General features: G+C 53.7%; 12 protein-coding genes and 1 pseudogene. 5 read left to right on the plus strand and 8 right to left on the minus strand.

Going from position 1 to position 13,092, the window contains the following annotated elements; translation table 11 throughout:
- Positions 1-272 precede the first annotated feature (272 nt).
- Together LAQ74_RS16940 and LAQ74_RS16945 are read left to right on the plus strand one after the other, a co-directional pair.
- Complete coding sequence (locus tag LAQ74_RS16940; RefSeq protein ID WP_224337779.1) at positions 273-1,148, plus strand: ParA family protein; 876 nt, start codon at positions 273-275, stop codon at positions 1,146-1,148.
- Positions 1,145-1,555 carry a DUF7970 domain-containing protein gene (locus tag LAQ74_RS16945; RefSeq protein WP_224337781.1) on the plus strand — a complete coding sequence of 137 codons (411 nt, stop codon included), beginning with the start codon at positions 1,145-1,147 and terminating at the stop codon, positions 1,553-1,555. Before LAQ74_RS16940 ends, LAQ74_RS16945 begins: the two co-directional genes overlap by 4 nt.
- A 70-nt stretch (positions 1,556-1,625) precedes the next feature.
- On the opposite strand, the gene LAQ74_RS16950 is transcribed toward LAQ74_RS16945, so the two are convergent.
- The 3 genes from LAQ74_RS16950 to LAQ74_RS16960 form a co-directional block, all read right to left on the minus strand.
- A complete protein-coding gene (locus LAQ74_RS16950) occupies positions 1,626-1,856 on the minus strand; it encodes a hypothetical protein (protein ID WP_224337783.1) in 231 nt (76 codons plus the stop codon).
- 192 nt (positions 1,857-2,048) lie between these two features.
- Positions 2,049-3,062 carry a DUF7972 family membrane protein gene (locus LAQ74_RS16955; RefSeq protein ID WP_224337785.1) on the minus strand — a complete coding sequence of 338 codons (1,014 nt, stop codon included), beginning with the start codon at positions 3,060-3,062 and terminating at the stop codon, positions 2,049-2,051.
- Positions 3,055-3,252, minus strand: coding sequence for a DUF4177 domain-containing protein (locus tag LAQ74_RS16960; RefSeq protein WP_224337787.1), 198 nt, complete (start codon positions 3,250-3,252; stop codon positions 3,055-3,057). The genes LAQ74_RS16955 and LAQ74_RS16960 overlap by 8 nt, the downstream gene beginning before the upstream one ends.
- Positions 3,253-4,176: 924 nt before the next feature.
- On the opposite strand from LAQ74_RS16960, the gene LAQ74_RS16965 reads away from it, so the two are divergent.
- Positions 4,177-5,433, plus strand: coding sequence for an orc1/cdc6 family replication initiation protein (locus tag LAQ74_RS16965; protein ID WP_224337788.1), 1,257 nt, complete (start codon positions 4,177-4,179; stop codon positions 5,431-5,433).
- Positions 5,434-5,889: 456 nt separating this feature from the next.
- On the opposite strand, the gene LAQ74_RS16970 is transcribed toward LAQ74_RS16965, so the two are convergent.
- Together LAQ74_RS16970 and LAQ74_RS16975 are read right to left on the minus strand one after the other, a co-directional pair.
- Positions 5,890-6,546, minus strand: coding sequence for an RNA 2'-phosphotransferase (locus tag LAQ74_RS16970; RefSeq protein WP_224337790.1), 657 nt, complete (start codon positions 6,544-6,546; stop codon positions 5,890-5,892).
- Between the two features lie 90 nt (positions 6,547-6,636).
- Positions 6,637-7,959 (minus strand): annotated as a pseudogene (locus LAQ74_RS16975) (ATP-binding protein).
- 105 nt (positions 7,960-8,064) lie between these two features.
- Here LAQ74_RS16975 and LAQ74_RS16980 point away from each other — a divergent pair.
- Entirely contained in the window at positions 8,065-8,586 is a 522-nt protein-coding gene (locus tag LAQ74_RS16980) for an IS630 family transposase (protein ID WP_224337791.1), read from the plus strand.
- Positions 8,587-8,697: 111 nt separating this feature from the next.
- Positions 8,698-8,943: a hypothetical protein gene (locus tag LAQ74_RS16985; protein ID WP_224337793.1), complete on the plus strand. Its 246-nt coding sequence runs from the start codon at positions 8,698-8,700 to the stop codon at positions 8,941-8,943.
- A gap of 1,140 nt (positions 8,944-10,083) precedes the next feature.
- Here the strand turns inward: LAQ74_RS16985 and LAQ74_RS16990 are convergent.
- The 3 genes from LAQ74_RS16990 to LAQ74_RS17000 all read right to left on the minus strand — a co-directional run bounded on the left by LAQ74_RS16990 (position 10,084) and on the right by LAQ74_RS17000 (position 13,012).
- Positions 10,084-10,272 (minus strand): hypothetical protein, encoded by a 189-nt coding sequence (locus LAQ74_RS16990; RefSeq protein ID WP_224337795.1) that lies wholly within the window; start codon positions 10,270-10,272, stop codon positions 10,084-10,086.
- Between the two features lie 839 nt (positions 10,273-11,111).
- Positions 11,112-12,125: an aldose 1-epimerase gene (locus tag LAQ74_RS16995; protein ID WP_224337796.1), complete on the minus strand. Its 1,014-nt coding sequence runs from the start codon at positions 12,123-12,125 to the stop codon at positions 11,112-11,114.
- A gap of 122 nt (positions 12,126-12,247) precedes the next feature.
- Positions 12,248-13,012: an IclR family transcriptional regulator gene (locus tag LAQ74_RS17000; protein ID WP_224337798.1), complete on the minus strand. Its 765-nt coding sequence runs from the start codon at positions 13,010-13,012 to the stop codon at positions 12,248-12,250.
- Between the last annotated feature and the right edge of the window lie 80 nt (positions 13,013-13,092).

The raw sequence follows: 13,092 nt of genomic DNA on the forward strand, positions 1-13,092 counted from the left end.
CTGAGTTGGGCACGCAGATAACATTCACCAAGTATGTTCACCAAATCCATTCATCGATGAACAAGGCAAGGAGAGGGGATATCGGGCTTCAAAGTCCCGAATCGGACGTCCAAGGGAGATCGCGAACGCGCGGGAAGGCGGCGTGAGTGGCACCGAACGGGTTGGGAACCAGGACAGATGTTCAGTACATGTGTTCACTACAATCATCAATGGTGTTCAGTCATTGGTGTGTCTGACGTACCTTCAAGAGGGATGCCACACATGTCGCGTACATGTTAGCGTACTCGACATACAGCGAGGCCGGCGGGGTGGGCAAAACCACCACCGCGGCGAACTTGGCTGTCGCGCACGCACGGGCGGGACTGAAACCGCTCGTCGTTCCACTCGACCCGCAGGACGGAGACCTGTCTCGACTGTTCGGCGTCGACGACCAGCGGACCGACCCTGTCGACAATCTGGTTCGACACATGATTCGGCGCCCGAAAGGCGAGTTTCAGGACCTCGTCCGGACGGTCGAGGGCGTCGACATCGTCCCCGAACACAACATGCTCTCGGACCTCGCGGAGTACCTTCAACGCGAGAAAGATCAAGCGGAGGCGATGGGCGAAGCTTTCGGGGTGCATGCTCAACTCCTCCGCGTCCTCCGCGAGGCGAACGTCCCGGACGAGTACGACGTCCTCATCTGTGACCCCCCGGCGACGGAAGGGCCGCACCTCTACAACGCGATTCACGCCACCCGGTCGCTCGTCATCCCCGTCGAACCTAGTGCGAAAGGACGCGCAGCGGTCGAAGGACTGGAAGCGCTCGTCGCCGGCTTCGAAGAGCAACTCGAAATCGACGTCGGCGTACTCGCGGCCGTCCCTATCGGGTTCAAAAACACGCGAGACCAGCGGACCGTCCTCGAAGAGATCAACTACGCCATTCCGGAGATCGTCGGTGAGCGCGCGTCGCTGATGGAAGGCAGTTGGATGCAGCAGTGTTCGGCGTTCACCTACGTCCGCGAGCACCGCGACCGTCGCCGCAATTACGAACTGGAGACGCTCGCGCAGTTCGACCGACTCGCCCGACATCTGGAAGCGGAGGTCGGTATCGAGGCACCCAACCCGCCGGAACCGGGTGACGTCGAGCACGAGGTGATGGCACCATGACCGGGATGAAGGAAGGCGCTGGCGAAGACCCGTTCGCGGAGGACACCGAGACAGAAGAACCGAATGATAAACCCGATGATGCGATAGAGTATTCCAGTTCGAGCGAAGAGTCGAACGAGGAGACCGAATCGACGGCGCGAGAGCAGTCGACAACGCAACGGACGATGCAGATTCCGTACAAATTCCGCCGCGACGGCGTTCAAGACGGGCGAACCCGCGTCCCGCTGTTTCTCCAACCCGAGACGAAAAACGCCGAACGTGACGCGCTTCGCGAGATGGAAGAGCGGTTCAACGACGATGTTTCCCTGACCGATCTCCGGGAGGCCCTGATGCGAGTCGGACTCGAACATCTCGACGAGGCCGAAGACCACCTCAAAGAGTGGGGCTACGGTATGACGTTCGAGTAAGCGTAGCCGAGAGCGGTACGTGACCGTTTTCCATCGGGACGAGAGTTCGACGAGTCCGACCCGACTGCAGTCATTCGAACACCGGCCTCTCTAGGTCGTCGGCTTCGAGTGCGGACGGCTCGTGAACGTACTCGCGGTAAATGTGATGTGCGGCCGTCCCGCCGTAGGAGACGGCGAAACTACCACAGACGAGCATCAGATACGACATCTCGTGGGCGTGCGCGAACGAACACAGCAAAATCATGGTAGCCGCGATGAACGCGTGGAACGCGAGGAACGGTCGGTAGTCGTCGGTAGTCATCGGTAGATAGGTCTCTGTCTCTCGGGCAACGCCGGTCACGGGGCCCGTACGCTGACGGTGAGGGCGGGTTTCGACCCCTGTCTCGACGAAACCGTCATAGGTCGGGACTAACAGTTCTTTTGTTTTGTTTTCCGTTGTGGGTCGTCGTGGGCGTCGCCGGAAAGCACCGCCCGAATTCGCCCAGTAGACCGCTCAGCTGAGGATGAGCGGTCCGACGGTGAGCGTCTGTTTTGCGACCGTCGCAAGCCGGAGCACGTAGGCGGTGAACACCAAGAACGGGGTGACAGAGAGCGCGAACGCGATGCTAACGGCCCAGAGCATCGTTTCGAGGCCCAGTAACGTGCCGCCGAACGTGGTCGGGTCGACGAACACCACCATCCCACCGGCGACAATGAGCGCCGGAATCGACGCATACAGAATCGCACGCGACAGTTTCACCAGCGCCCACTGAATGTACAACACTTTGACGTACTCGCGGACGGGGCCGAACATCGTCACCGCCTCCAACATCTCCCGAAACGCCGTCCGCTGTGCGTCGGTGAGATCGTCTCTGAACCGCTCGCCGAGTTGACGGATGTCGTACATCTTCCGGGCGTAGTTGAAATCCAGCGCCGGGGAGATGACGGCGAACGTTCCGAAGTCCGCACCTTCGAGTTCGTCGTACGCCGTATCGGCGTTTCCTTTCAGGTCTTCGACGTACGTCTCGACGGTTGTCCGTAGCTCGTCGTTGTCGCTGTCAGCAACAGCCTCTCTGAGGGCGTTCGCTCGCTGTTCGCTCGTCTCGATGAGTTTTCGGAGGAACACCGCGGGATCTGCGGGCGTAATCTCGCCGAACAGCTCATCGGTGTTCTGATAGAAGTCCATCGTCGTGTCCATCCGGGCTCGTTGGGTTCCCAAGGAGCCGATCTCTTGTGAGAGCACGAGCTGGTTGATCGAGACGACGAGCGTCGTACTCGTGATGATAGCGCCGACGAGTCCCGAGAAGACCGTCTCGACCATGTCGCTGGTCTCCATCATCGACTGCAGCAACACCGGCTTGAGAAGCCCGAACAGCATGAACGAACCGAATACGAGGAGCGCGAGTCCCCCAACGATGATCCAGCGATTCGCGCTGAGCAACAACCAGAACAGATACCTGTTCAGGTCGGTTCGACGTCGAAGCCGATCCGCCGTCGAGAGGCTCGTCTCGGTACCGGAGTCACTCATCGTACACCGGCCGTTTCAGTATCAGCAGCTTCGTCCCGCCTTTGTCGTAGTCGATAGTCGCGGTCAGTTCCCACCCGTCCGCGCCGAGGTCGTTGAGTTCGGCGGTCGGGTCGATCGTCTCGCGTTTGGTCAGCCCTTTCGGCGGTTCGATGGTCTTGTACTCCCACGCCGGTCGCTGATTCGTCCCCATACACCCTACACACGATACACTCAGATGAATTACTACTGGTCAGGTGACCCGTGGCTTCCTGTTTCAACGACGCGCTTTGCAGGCACGACACGGAACGACGAATCGTCGCTCGCGTTCGCACCCGTAGGGAGCGCAGTCTCCGCAGGCGTTGATGCGGTCTCTTCGAGGAGAACCGTGGAGTTGTTCCCCATAATCTTCACGCAAATGCGAGGAGGAAGCCTACGGCTTTAGCCGTGGGAGGAATCCGACTACCTGCTGCACAAACTACGAACGATAGCAGTCCGACTCCCCTACGACTTCAGTCGTTGGTTGCTGACACCCCCTCCAGTAGTTCCGGAGTTATCACCCGAATAGACGCTAGCAGCCGCGAAATACGAGAAATACCGTTGCTACGGAAGAAGTGGTCTGTACGGGGAGGATACCTCGTTGATGGAGAGAATCACTAACGGAGTATAAACGTTCTGTTTCGACACTCCGAATTCGATCCCGACACTTCGGCCACACCAGTATTTCCGGAGCTTCCGGAGAAGCGCGAGCGTCGAACACCCTCACTCCACCATTTCCTAAGCTATTGGCTCCGAAGGTAGGGGAGGCCTCGGGAAAGAGGAGGATGCTGCCGGGTTCGCGTGCGAAGTGATATTCAAGATACACAAAATGCGAATATAACAAATAAATTATGTTTTGTGTTCTATCTACTACGGGTATGGTTGAATACGTTTTTTATTAAATCTTTCTCTCCAGCAGTTCTCCGTCTCCACGGGTGGGGGTTCGTGAACACGATAGCTTCGGAAATAGTGGAGTGAGAGGGTGTAATAAATGACCGAGGCTCCGGAACCGGTGGTGTGTCCCGAGTATTAATATCTTCGAGCTTCGGACGCTCCGGAAGCGGTGGTTTTATCTCGGTCCTCTATGTGCGTTTCTCACATGGGGATGTTCGAGCGAGACCGCCTCGTGTTCGCCGATGCCGAACCTCTGGACGACTCGTACGAACCGGAGGACATCCGCGAGCGGGACAAGGAACTCGCGAAGTACCAGCGCGCGCTGCAGCCGATAATCGACAACCGCCCGACCTCGAACATCTTCCTGTACGGGAAGACGGGGACGGGGAAGACAGTCGCGACCAAGTTCATGCTCTCACACCTCGAACACGACGCCGAGAAGTACGACGACATCGACCTTTCGACCGTCTGGGTCGGCTGTGAGAACCTCTCCTCGTCGTATCAGGTCGCAGTATCGCTCGTGAACGAACTCCGCCTCGAGAAGGGAAAGGACAGAATCAGCACGACTGGCTACTCTCAACAACGGGTCTTCGACATCCTCTACGAGGAGCTCGACTCCTTCGGTGACACCGTCGTCATCGTCCTCGACGAGATCGACAACATCGGCGACTCCGACGACATCCTCTACGGACTTCCCCGCGCTCGCTCGAACGGCTACGTCGAGAACGTCCAGCCCGTCATCGTCGGAATCAGCAACGACTTCCAGTTCAGAGACAGCCTCTCCCCGAAGGTCAAAGACACACTCGCCGAAAAGGAGATCCTCTTTCCGCCGTATGACGCGAATCAACTCCGTTCGATTCTGGAGCCGCGGGCGGAGAAAGCGTTTCACGACGATGTACTCGAAGGCGACGTCGTTCCGCTGTGTGCTGCGCTCTCCGCCCAAGACACCGGCTCCGCTCGCCAGGCGATTCGGCTCCTCCGGGAAGCGGGCGAACTCGCACAGGCCGAGGACGTCGCCACCGTCACCGACGACCACGTCCGAGGCGCACAGGACGAACTCGAAAAGAACCAACTGTACGAGGGAATGCAGGAACTCACGACGCAGGGTCACGTCGTCCTCTGCGCGCTCGCGTACCACGAAGCGCGTGACGATGTGCCGGTTCGCTCTCGCGACCTCTACGAGCAGTACGTGAATATCTGTAATCAGCTCGACGCCGATAGCGTGAGCGGTCGTCGAGTTCGCGACCACCTCTCCGATCTTAACATGCTCGGACTGATCAACGTCTACGAACGAAACGAGGGGCTCTCCGCCGGCCGGTATCACGAGTACGAACTCAATGTACCGCTGGATGCGGTGCTCAACGTATTGCTCTCGATCTCTCGGTTCGAGGAGATTGCCGAATCGATTCAGTCGAACGCGACTCAGAACGACGTCCTTCAGTCGGATATCTCCGATTACTGAGTCGCTGGTTTGGTACCCCGACGGCCCGCTTTCTATCAGAAGCTTCGGAAACGGTGGAGTGTGCATAATTTCTACGAGTGAGAATCCATCTACGAAAATACTGTGTGGTTGAGAATAACCGGTCGAAATAGCTCCGGAAACGGTGGAGTGCGGGGAGTACCGTGAGTGTCTAGCTCCAAGAAAAGACCGGAATCGGACACACCTACCGAGACAGGGCAAGAACCTTGTTTTCCGTTGGGGTTCCCCCAACGAAGAAAACGGTGAACCCCAGGTAAATATAATATAAGTCCAAAGGTAATCCAGTTCGTTGGACTGGCGTTCATCGCCTACTCACTACGCATCGCGGTGAATCGCTGAGTCAGTAATTTATTGTTTCAAAATCAATTCAGTAGTTGTCGGATTCCCTCCCGCCGTGAAGGACGGAATTCCCTCCTTACAGGAAGATGGTGGCATCTTTTATTGCTCGAATCTCTGATCGTCGGTTTCAGGTCCGTTCAGTCGTTCGAGGTACTTGGCTGGAACGCGCTTGACGGTGAATGTTCCTTCTCCCCGTTTGTCGATCTCATAGCCGTCTTGCTTCATCTTACTGGCGTCGATAGCAAGCACAACAGGACTGTCAGCGTGTCGTCGCCCGACAACCCGCGCCTCCTCAACCGTTTCTGAGAGATGGACGTACTGCCGCGACATCGGCCGCAATCCCTCCTCGAAAATTTCATCAAGCGCCCCCGGGTTGGTTCCGTGATACAGTCGATTTGGTACTGTCGACTCGGTCGCTTCGAGATCGACATCGATTGAGTGACCGTAGGCAGCACGAATCCGGCCATCTTGACGCTCAAACCGTCCCTTCTCGTCAGCTTCGATGACTGCCACAACCTGTCTGAGTTCAGCCCACGCGTATTTGTCTGTGACAGTATCGATGAGGGAATCAAAGTCGGACCATCCCTGTAGATTGATGGACAAACCGACATCATCGGGAAAGTGACGTAACGCACCACTCATAAACTTCGAGAGTTGACGTCGACGTTTTTCATTGAGCACAGGCTCGCCTTCATCGCCGCAAACGGGGCAGCTACCATCAGCGAAATAACCGTGGTCGTCGCAGACTCGAATCACGACTCGACAACTTGGATCGCGACCGACTTGTGGCTCACGTCTCTATCACACCGTCTCGACCTTTCGTGGCCAAAGGAGGTGTCTACAGACTCAATCGTGAGTTGATGACAATGTGGGGAGTACGTCGGACAGATTATAGAGGTGTACATCGTTTCGCGCCTCAGCTGCGTGTTTGACATCGTCGGTGTATCCCGAGCGGCTGAACAAGACATAGAGCGGCTCGGTATTTGCAGGCTCATCTCCCCATTGCACCTCCGCCGCTGTTTGTTCGAGATTTAAGAGAACCTCCTCACTTACTGGTGGAGACGTGAACTTACCTTACCGACCACAAGCCCCTCTTCGCTCAAGCCAACGACGTCCAGTTCGTGCTGTTTGAACCACCATTGGCCAACATTGATGAAGCGTCGGTTGATCAGCTGTGGTAGTGCGTGCTGACAAAGTCGCTCAAACAACGGGCTCACGTAATCTGTAATCTCGGGTTTGACGAATTCGTCGTATGCCTTCTCGCCGGGGATGCGAAGCCGGTCTTGGTTGTCGTATACGAACCGGAACCAAAATCGGAACAACGGCGCGGCAATCCGATACCGCCTCGTTTCGACGCTGTCGGAGATTCCGTCACGGGAATGTGGCGTCAACGAGGCGGAGCCGCCGAAGCTTTTGCAAATACACACTAAGCGATTGTGACTCTACACCAGCCATGCTGCGATTTCGTTCGGTGTCCGACGGCCATGTGTAAGCACACAAAGGATACTAAAGTACGTGTTCGGCTGTCGGAATTCCGTCCGAAGCAAGAATTCCGGTTCCGAATATAGAAGCCCACGCTCAGAAAGAATCGGCTGTTGGACGCTCGTCGCCAGCGACTGCTCAGAGTCAATTGTTTGGAGGTAGTGCAGGGTCCCACCGTAGATCGCCCACGCCGTGATAGCCGTCTCGATGTCATACTCTGGGAAGAAATGACGCGCATCACCAGCTGAGAGCGGTTTCAGATCGATCGTTGCGGTCCGACGACCGTACAACGGCGCACTTCCAGACAAGACCTTCTCCTCTATGACGCTGATCGACGACCCGACAAGGACGAGCGTCATATCCGTTTCTTGTAACTGCATGTCCCAGACGCGTTGAATCCGCGACGGGAGGGACTCGTCTTCCTCGATGAGAAACGGGAACTCGTCGATAACGACGATAGCGTCTTCTCCCCCAAGCACTTCGAGCAGCGCCTCCCAGTCTCGACGAACATTCCGTACCGACGGGAACTGCGTCGCCGTCGAGTCAACGAACTGACAATTAGATTTTGCGCAGTTGATTCGACTGCCTGATAATACACCGCGTCGTCTCGATCTGCGATGGACTGTCGGACTAACCGCTCTTTCCAAGCCGCCGCCGTGGTATTACAAACAGCTCGTAATCATCTATCGAAAGAAAGTCACTATGACGATAAGATGGAAACTCTCAAACAGTATCTCAAGAAGTCTATAGTAATCGTTAGAACTAATTACTCAGAAAATGTATGAATGAGTCATGAAACGCCTCACCGGTATCACGGTTGACGACCTCCAAAATGTCCTCGAGTCTGTTGACGATAAAAAGCCGGCTCAACGCCTGTTCGTGGCGATTGCGTACAAAAACGGCGTTACACAATCGGAGCTCGCCAAGTGGTTCGACGTCGAACGAAAGACGATCTATAACTGGCTCACGCGACTCGAAGAACGGGATTTCGAGTGTGCCGTGCTCGACGAGGATCGGCCGGGGAGACCGCGGAAACTTACTGATGAGCAGCTCAATGAACTCGAATCAGTTCTTCAGAACCCACCGACGGGATCCAGGTTCGATGCTCCTGCCTGGACGACAGAATTGCTCCAGAGATTCATCCGAGACCAGTTCAATATCGATTACTCACGACCGAGCTGTCGACGGTTAATGAAGGAAGCTGGGTTGAACTACCAGACGCCCCGAAAAGCCGCCGCCGAGGCAGATGTCGAGGACCCCCAAGCGCTCGAAAAGAAGTTAAAAAAACTTAGTCACGTCTGGATACCTAGCTAGTCTGCATCGACCACACGAGGACTCTAGCCGAGCCGAGCCGACCCAGGCGTGATTTCCCCGCGGATTGGAGCTGTCGGTCGATTTATCCGGTCAGCGGGACTATATATGGATGTGCTCGGCATAGTTTTAGAGGATGGCGAGGCGTTCTACTGTAAATCGGGCGAGTGCATCACCGGGGAGTACACATGGAAATTTATGCTCGTGCTGAGTGAGGAATTTGACGAGGATTTGTTTGTCCTCAATGACGCTCCGTATTTTCGCACCTCTAAGGTTACTGAGTCGGAAAATCGAGACGACATCGATTTCGTTCAACTGCCACCATATTCACTTGATATGAAGCCAGTTGAAGGATGCTGATGACAATAAAAGAAGCGCTGAAGAACCATTCTTCGAGGTTTGGATGGATTCAAACAGGCTTTACAATAAGGGTTGAACGAGATTTCGCACCTCATACGAGTAATAACTTATGATGGATCCTACCTCTCCTAAGGAGATCGAGCTCATACGGTGTATGTATCCGATAGTCGAATACACGACAGTTGAAATATTCCAACGCAATTCCTAATCCGTCGTATCCCGAAAAGAATCACCTCTGAAGGCCGATTCCGACATCAATGTTCAGTTTAGCGGAATGACACCGTCCTTGTAATCATTGGTGGGACGATATTTCTCGTCGATTTAATGTTCATCACTACAGGGTGAGATGTCGACCGTGACGGATAACCTAGCAGTTCCTGAATTCCTTGAGTCAGCGAACCAACGCAGGAATCCGCTCCTTCTGATGTCGTCTATCCTACAACTTGGTGGTTGTCACCTATCGACACCCTTGACCACTTCGACGAGGCGGCGAAAGAGGAATTTGACGCAGATCTCCCACTCTATTGTCAGTCGATGAGACGGAGGTCTTCACGGACGGGTGGTTCACGGATATGCGGCCCGTCGACGACAGGACGTCCTTCGACGGCATGACTATCCACCGGACACTGGTCGTCACGGACACAGCCAGTTAGCTGGGGGAATGAGACCGTCCTCGGGTTCGTCTTCGACCTGAGGAGATGCTGTATATTACTGAGGACAGTGCAGACGACGAGTGTGCTACCAGAGAGGCCTCAGTTCGACCATTTTGAACCGCTCCAAAAAGTACTCCATTGCGCGATCGACTCAGCCCCTATCTTTATATAAAGAATATCACCAAAGATTGGGGATCCCTAAAGTGTAGTCATCCTCTCAGCATTGTTCGACAATTGTTGTATAACGAGTTGCGATATTGCCGATCATGGGTGAAATTGCATGCAATGCCCCAAATGCGATAAGAGTCTCGTAGCTTTAGAAGAGTATCACGACAAAGAGTTCGTTTGCGGTTCGTGTGGGTATTTTCCTTCCTAGGTTCTGACTGACATCGGAACGAACATTTTTTCGACTAACCGGTAAATACCAGGTCCGACCGTCGATATCATTTTCAAGCTATTACTACCGTTCATTCTTTGAACCACTACCCTAAAGAAGCAGATCGGTAGTGCATTTTTCTCCTTCTCTCTTCTTTCTCGGCGTCGACTCAGTTAAGATGGTGTCCGTTTCGACGAGTTCGAAGCCTCGTGCTTCCATCTCATCGAAGTACTGATCATCACCGATTCTACTGGTCTCGGTCACGAAGATTCCGTCCTTCTGGACGACACCGTCTGCCATGAGTTGCAATGTCACCGAGAGTGGGACGCCGACTTTGCAGCCAGACCTTCGCATCATCGAGATATCGTTCCCGTCGCGCCACGTATCAACGAATGATTTCGTCGATTCCTCAACGTCAGTCCTCAGCCGCTTTCTGTTGGTCGACGTTTCGGGATCCTTCGTTACATCATTAGTCGTGTAATGCCATACGAAGGAAACGTGTAATGGGCAGTAATTCGCCATTCGGAGTCATGGTGGGGTTCCGACCGGCTGTTCCGCCCTTCGTACAGGGTTTCCTGTCGTCCTCGCCCGATGAAGACAACGGCTCATCATCGGTGATTGCTCGTTGGTGTATGCCGTCCTTCGAACCAACAAAACTTGGCTTTGAGCCGTTTGTTTCCTTCTCGAAGCCTTTTTGTCCTCTTCCTCAAGCGCAACAAGGCGATTCAGTATTCTTCTTTGGAAGCTCTGAAGAGGTCATGGGCAGGCGAGACGAGATGGTCTCTGAACAAGAGACCATCCCTCAGAAATGTATTTGCTTGCCTACTACACCGATATACGACATCAGTTTTGCGGCACCTACGAGAGTGTCGGAATCGATCTGGGAGAAACACGTATCAATAACCTATGGATGGGGAGTTGGCCGATTGTCCGCTAGTGGCTTCTATATTTCATTATCTGCTATTATTTCCAACTATCCAATCAATGCCGATAAACAACAGTCCTGGAGATTATATATATAGAATTCCGGATGATGTACTTTAGGGCTAACTTGGCCCTATAAATGGCTCCACATTCTTTACAAGTAATGTTTTGTAATCCCTATGCAGACTGGGATGCACTCTAATTCAGAACGGATTTCACGTGATGGAGTGAGTAGTACATTCAATAGTAAACGTCTCTGTTGACCCGCCTGGAAGGCAATTGGCAGTTCCGTTTTCAATAGCTTCCTTAAGGCCTGCGTTGGGTATTGATGTCGACGGTTCAAGCCCGATGTTGTAGTTTCGACCGAAAAACGGGGCCTCAGTAAACCCTCCGAAAGGTTGCCAGTACCAGAGATACTCAAAAAGATCCTCTGGGAAGACCACATTCACTCCAAGATTTATCTCCGGATTTTCTACTGTATAGCACCCCTCTTTCAAGTCCGTGAGCACAACTAAGTCATGAACCCGCTCAGATTTCGGCGGGAACGAGCGTAAATCGACTTCCTGACCATCGAACTCACAAATCGGCCATTCGAATGTCTCGCCCGCTGGGAAGCGAGCCTCTGGAATGTCGTGATCGGGATCTACGAGAACTGTGTCACAGGGAACGGAGAGCGACGCTTCTGGGGAAATTAGTGGCTCTCCAAGGGCGATGTGTTGTAACCAAGAGTAATCAACAGCGACTTCACTTTGATTCCGTACAGATTCGGTTACAATGAGCGAAGATTGACCAGCTTTAAGACTCAGTTCGCGCGTTATCTGCAGGGGATATCGAGTCAATGAAGTCTCTAATCTAACACACACTCGATCAACTGTGTCTTCAACGATAATGGCATCCCATGGGACGAGCGTTGCCTCTCCATGAAGCGCGAGCGGCGCTCCATGGATTGTGGACGGGCCTCCGGCCCCCGGTAAGACATCTTGCCATCCACCGGGATAGTGGTCCAAGAACCGGAAATGATCATCATGACCTCCGATCGGCCCCTGGGCTGGAGATCGCCACTCGTGCGGTGCCTCGAAAAGAATATTTGTATCAGTCCGTTTGTCTCGAATCTCTGTTATATCGGCGCCCTTCCCGGCCAGCACTTCGACACGAAGGTGTGCATTTTCGAGGATAACGACGTCGAGTCCCTTCTTCTGATACTGGTCCGTAATCCGGCAATTGCGCATACTCTATACGTACACAGCGATATTATAAACATTCTGAATCAGTATGGTTTGCACCTGTCTAAGTCAGTTGAATGACGTGTCGATCATTGAGTAGAGCGTGCAAATCAAGGACATAACTCTATTCAGTAATGAGTCAATTTTAATTCAATTACATTAGCGTGGTTTCGCAGCGTGTCGAGTAACTCATTTTCTATTCGTTCGTCGGAGAATCGAGTTTTCGGTCCCGAGACGGATATCGCGCCAACAACCGCCTTTTCATTGAGGATGGGCACGGCGACGGCTCGGATGCTCTCCCAGTGTTCTTCATCCTCTATAGCGTATCCTTGATCACGGATCTTGGCTAAATCCTCGAACAGTACATCGGGTTCCGTTATGGTTTGTGCGGTCGATTCTGGTAAACTGTAAGTATCGATGATTTCCTGAATACGTTCTTCTGGCTGGTGAGCGAGTAACGCTTTTCCGAGAGAGGTCCAGTGCATATTGGTGAACTCACCGATTTGAGCGTTATCGTAGATTGCGTCTCTCCCTTCAGAGATATAGAGGAGAACTCGCTTTCCGTTCTCTTCGACTCCTAGATTAGCCACCTCTCCTGTTTCCTCTGCGAGCGCATCGATTTCCGATTCGGCGACGTGGAAAATGTCGAAATTTTGTCTGACCGCTACTCCGTGATCAAGAAACTGTAAACTGAGCCTGTACTCGTTGTCTTCCTTGTAGAGATACCCCGCTTCGTACATCGTCTTGAGGTGAATGTAGGCTGTGCTCTTCGGGAGATCGAGACTCGATGCGAGTTCAGTCACGGTCTTAGGTCCCCTGTCCCTCAGATGTCTAACTATCATAAACGCAGTTTCAACGCCCTGGAGAGTTTGTCCCTTGGTCTCTTCTGGCATACATTGCGATATTACGTGTCAGAACTTAAAGCTGGGGTAGATATCTCTTCCAACCAACTTAAACGACGCTAATGGCTAGC

Source organism: Haloprofundus halobius (assembly GCF_020097835.1).
Taxonomy (GTDB): domain Archaea; phylum Halobacteriota; class Halobacteria; order Halobacteriales; family Haloferacaceae; genus Haloprofundus; species Haloprofundus halobius.

What these genes read in the sequence shown, in the direction of transcription:
- LAQ74_RS16940 (WP_224337779.1), top strand. Translation starts at nt 273, where the DNA reads ATGTTAGCGTACTCGACATACAGCGAGGCCGGCGGGGTGGGCAAAACC.
- LAQ74_RS16945 (WP_224337781.1), top strand. Translation starts at nt 1,145, where the DNA reads ATGACCGGGATGAAGGAAGGCGCTGGCGAAGACCCGTTCGCGGAGGAC.
- LAQ74_RS16950 (WP_224337783.1), bottom strand. Translation starts at nt 1,856, where the DNA reads ATGACTACCGACGACTACCGACCGTTCCTCGCGTTCCACGCGTTCATC.
- LAQ74_RS16955 (WP_224337785.1), bottom strand. Translation starts at nt 3,062, where the DNA reads ATGAGTGACTCCGGTACCGAGACGAGCCTCTCGACGGCGGATCGGCTT.
- LAQ74_RS16960 (WP_224337787.1), bottom strand. Translation starts at nt 3,252, where the DNA reads ATGGGGACGAATCAGCGACCGGCGTGGGAGTACAAGACCATCGAACCG.
- LAQ74_RS16965 (WP_224337788.1), top strand. Translation starts at nt 4,177, where the DNA reads ATGGGGATGTTCGAGCGAGACCGCCTCGTGTTCGCCGATGCCGAACCT.
- LAQ74_RS16980 (WP_224337791.1), top strand. Translation starts at nt 8,065, where the DNA reads ATGAAACGCCTCACCGGTATCACGGTTGACGACCTCCAAAATGTCCTC.
- LAQ74_RS16990 (WP_224337795.1), bottom strand. Translation starts at nt 10,272, where the DNA reads ATGGCAGACGGTGTCGTCCAGAAGGACGGAATCTTCGTGACCGAGACC.
- LAQ74_RS16995 (WP_224337796.1), bottom strand. Translation starts at nt 12,125, where the DNA reads ATGCGCAATTGCCGGATTACGGACCAGTATCAGAAGAAGGGACTCGAC.
- LAQ74_RS17000 (WP_224337798.1), bottom strand. Translation starts at nt 13,012, where the DNA reads ATGCCAGAAGAGACCAAGGGACAAACTCTCCAGGGCGTTGAAACTGCG.